This window comes from Streptomyces sp. CB02009 (genome assembly GCF_001905825.1).
Classification (GTDB): domain Bacteria; phylum Actinomycetota; class Actinomycetes; order Streptomycetales; family Streptomycetaceae; genus Streptomyces.
The window spans coordinates 1-3,323 of record NZ_LIVV01000033.1 but is presented as its reverse complement, the minus strand read 5'-3'; the positions used below and the strand labels follow the sequence as shown (position 1 = coordinate 3,323).

General features: G+C 76.2%; 3 protein-coding genes. 1 reads left to right on the top strand and 2 read right to left on the bottom strand.

Annotation, left to right across the window (positions count from 1 at the left end; genetic code table 11):
- Positions 1 to 1,437: NAD(P)/FAD-dependent oxidoreductase (locus AMK27_RS40965; RefSeq protein WP_274535775.1), on the bottom strand; the 1,437-nt coding region annotated here is incomplete at its 3' end.
- A gap of 188 nt (positions 1,438 to 1,625) precedes the next feature.
- Positions 1,626 to 2,546 carry a TIGR01777 family oxidoreductase gene (locus AMK27_RS40960; protein WP_079188837.1) on the bottom strand — a complete coding sequence of 307 codons (921 nt, stop codon included), beginning with the start codon at positions 2,544 to 2,546 and terminating at the stop codon, positions 1,626 to 1,628.
- 38 nt (positions 2,547 to 2,584) lie between these two features.
- On the opposite strand from AMK27_RS40960, the gene AMK27_RS40955 reads away from it, so the two are divergent.
- Positions 2,585 to 3,088, top strand: a complete 504-nt coding sequence (locus AMK27_RS40955) for a GNAT family N-acetyltransferase (RefSeq protein ID WP_073919593.1) — start codon at positions 2,585 to 2,587, stop codon at positions 3,086 to 3,088.
- Positions 3,089 to 3,323: the final 235 nt, after the last annotated feature.

The window sequence follows — 3,323 nt, the reverse complement described above, 5'->3', positions numbered from 1 at the left end:
CAGCGACGTCGCCGCCCGCTGGCCCGAGGCCAGGGCGCCCTGGAGGGTGCTCGTCGCGCGGTGGTCGCCGCAGACGTACAGGCCCGCGAGCAGGCGGACCGGGCGGTGCGCGTCGTGCGGTGGCGGCATCGACGGGACCGCGTCCGGCGTGTGACGCAGGGCCAGCAGTTCCCATTCGTCCGTCGACGTGCCGTACAGCGTCGCGAGGTGCTTGCGGACCCGTCGCTCCGTGTCGTCCGGCGGCGTCCCGAGCACCGTCGAGGTGATCAGCGTCCGGCCCTCGGGCGCCCGCCCGGGGTCCACCGCGCTCATCACCGCCGTGTGGGCCACCGGCCCGCCCGGGTCGGCCTCCAGGAGCAGCGCCGGGTCGGCCGTCGGCGCCACCGGCGCCGTGTGGTGCAGCACCGTCACGGCGTGGAAGGCGGGCGTGCGAAGCCCGGGCAGCAGCTCGGCGGCCGTCCGCGCCCCCGTCGCGAGCACGACCGACCGGCACCGGAACACCCCGTGCTCCGCCGTCGTCACCCGGGAGATCGACGCCTCCGTGACCCGGACCCCGGTCCGTACCGTGCCGGGCGGCAGCGCCGCCGCGAGCCGCTCCGGGAGCGCGGCCGCCCCGCCCTCGGGCACCGCGAGCCGGCCCCGGGCGAAGGCGCGCAGCGCCTGGTCCGCGCGGCGGCTCGACATGCCGAGGTCCGGGTCGCCGAGGAGCGCCGCGAGCAGCGGCCGCAGGACGCCCTGGACGGTCCTGGCGGGCAGCCGCGAGGTCAGTGCCTCGCGCGCGGTCCGCTCGGGGCGGGCCAGGATCCGCTGGGCCGGGGTCGCCGCGAGCCGGACGAGGGACGCGCCGAGCCGCGCCTGGTCGAGCGAGGCGGCCGGATGCCGGGGGGCGCTCGCGAGGGCGCGCGCCACGCTGAACGCTCCCCCCACGCTCCGGTGCCCCGCGCTCCGGGCCGCGCCGGCCGTCCGGCGCGGGTGCGGGGCGCCCCACCGCGCGTACCGGCCGTCGCTGTGCACGAGCACCCCGGGGGCGAACGGCCGCAACGCCAGGCCGTCGAGCCCCGGGACGGCCCGGAGTTCCTCGTACGACAGGGTGAGCAGCGGTCCCACCCGGTCGAGCAGGAAGCCGTCGACGGCCTCGGTCGCCATCCGGCCCCCGATGCGGGGTTCCGCCTCCAGGACGACCGCGGTGAGTCCGGCGTCGGTCAGCCGGCGGGCCGCGGCGAGTCCCGCGACCCCGGCTCCCACGATGACGACGTCGACCTCGACGTCGACGTCAACGGTGTGCGCGCTGCCGACCTCGACGGTGTGCGCGCTGCCGACCTCGACGGTGTGCGCGGTGCCGATGTCCACGGTGTGCGCGGTGCCGAGGTCGACATCGACGTCGCTGTCGGCGTTCGTACGCTGTGCGGTCCTTGCGCTGTCTGCGCTGTTGAGCACGTGCCCCTCCCCAGGTCGGCGCGGCCAGTGGGAGGCCTATGCCCCCAACCGGCCTCCGGAATGCCCGAGTTCGCCGTTCTCGTCGAGCCTAGGCAGCGCTCCCACGGGTGCCAGCCGCGCGCACCGGGGTGCGCGTGGCACGGGGGAGCACGGAGGGGGAGCGAAGGAGGGGGCGCGCGGCGCGGAGGTCAGTGCGCGGCGGCCCTGATCGAGTCGTCGATCGTCGGGAAAGCGAAGTCGAACCCGGTCTCCAACAGCCTGCCCGGCAGCACCCGCTGACTGCCCAGCACATCCTGCGCGAAGTCCCCGAGCACCAGCTTCAGCGCGGGCGCGGGCACGGTGAAGAGCGTCGGCCGGTGCAGGACCCGGCCCATCGCCGCGGTCACCTCGCGGTTGGTGACGGGTTCGGGGGCGGTCAGGTTCACCGGGCCCGAGAGCTCCGGGGTGTCCACGAGATGGCGCAGGGCGGCCACCTCGTCGTGGAGGGAGATGAACGACCAGTACTGGCGGCCGTCTCCCATCCGGCCGCCGAGTCCGGCCCGGAAGACCGGGAACAGCCGTCCCCACGCCCCTCCCTCGCGCGCCACCACCAGGCCCGTACGGGCGTAGGCGACCCGGATGCCGGCCTCCTCCGCGGGGGCCGCAGCGGCCTCCCACTCCACGCAGACCTCGGGCAGGAAGCCCGTGCCCGCCGGGGCGCTCTCGTCGACGGCGCGGCTGCCGGTGTCCCCGTACCAGCCGAGCGCGGTGCCGCACACCAGGCTCTCGGGCGGCTCCGCGAGGGAGGCGACGGCCTGGGCGATCGCCGTCGTGCCGAGGACGCGGCTGTCGCGGATCTCCTGCTTGTACGCCTCGGTCCAGCGGCGTTCGCCGACTCCGGCGCCGGCCAGATGCACGACGGAGTCCACGCCGACGAGCCCGGCGGCGTCCACGTACAGCCGCTTCGGGTCCCATTCGACCTCGTCGGCGGTCCGGGCCGGCCGGCGGACGAGCCGGACGACGTCGTGGCCGTCGGCGCGCAGGGAGCGGACGAGGGCGGAGCCGATGAGCCCGGAGGCGCCGGTGACGGCGACGCGCTTGCGAGGTGCGGAACGCTGCATGGGCACCATCCTGCCCTCCCGGGCGGGCGCGTGGCACAGTGGCGGTCATGATCGTGCCGGAGACCCTGATACGTACCGCCGAACGAGCGGACGACGCCGCACTCGCCGAGCTCGACCGGGCCGCCTGGTCGCCCCTGCACGCGGTGCTGCCCGCCCCGGAGCCGCCGTACGAGCCCTTCTTCGACGAGCGCCACATCCCCGGGGACTACCTCCTCGCCGTCCGCGAGGAGGAGGTCGTCGGCTACATCCGGGTGGTGCCGCCGACCCGGCTCGCGGCCACCGCCCATGTGCGGCAGATCCAGGGGCTCGTGGTGGCCGAGACCGCGCGGGGGCACGGCGTGGGCCGGGCGCTGTTGCGGGCCGCGATGGACAAGGCGCGGGCGGACGGCGCCGTCCGCATGACCCTGCGGGTGCTCGGCCACAACGCCCCGGCCCGCGCGCTCTACGCCTCCGAGGGCTTCGCGGTGGAGGGCGTGCTGCCGGGGGAGATGTTCCTGGCCGGGGAGTACGTGGACGACGTCCTCATGGGCCGGTCGCTGACCCTGCGCTGATGTCCGGGCCTGCGCTGACGTTCCGGGTTCAGCGACGTCCTCATGGGCCGGTCGTTGACCCTGCGCTGACGTCCGGCCCTCCGCTGACGTCCGGGTTCAGCGACGTCCTCGTGGGCCGGCCGCCGGCCCCCCTCCGCTGACGTCCGGGACGTCCGGGTTCAGCAGCCTCGTCCCGCCCATCAGTTCGCGCAGGCAGCGGACCGCGAGCTCCGCCGGGGCGCCCTCGCCCCGTACC